Origin of the sequence: Streptococcus humanilactis, assembly GCF_019448275.1 — a bacterium.
Classification (GTDB): domain Bacteria; phylum Bacillota; class Bacilli; order Lactobacillales; family Streptococcaceae; genus Streptococcus; species Streptococcus humanilactis.
This window is the reverse complement of sequence record NZ_JAHXBZ010000001.1, coordinates 388,670-388,987: the sequence shown is the minus strand read 5'-3', so window position 1 is coordinate 388,987 and position 318 is coordinate 388,670. Positions and strand designations below refer to the sequence as shown.

The 318-nt window shown below is 50.3% G+C and carries 1 protein-coding gene; it reads left to right on the top strand.

Translation table 11 applies throughout. The features are described from left to right. A partial coding sequence (locus tag KV696_RS09960) for a hypothetical protein (RefSeq protein ID WP_258318535.1) occupies window positions 1-318 on the top strand: 318 nt, incomplete at both ends.

The window sequence follows — 318 nt, the reverse complement described above, 5'->3', positions numbered from 1 at the left end:
TTACCCGAAGCAGTTGTAACTGAAAAAGGCGAACCAGCAGTCCAACCAGAGCTACCGGAAGCGGTTGTGACTGACAAAGGTGAGACTGAGGTTCAACCAGAGTCGCCAGATACTGTGGTAAGTGATAAAGGAGAACCTGAACAGGTGGCACCGCTTCCAGAATATAAAGGACCACAAGCCGGAGCTATTGTTGAACCAGAGCAGGTAGCACCACTACCAGAATACACAGGTCCACAGGCAGGGGCAGTAGTTGAACCTGCAATCCAACCAGAGTTACCCGAAGCAGTTGTTACAGACAAGGGTGAACCAGAAGTTCAG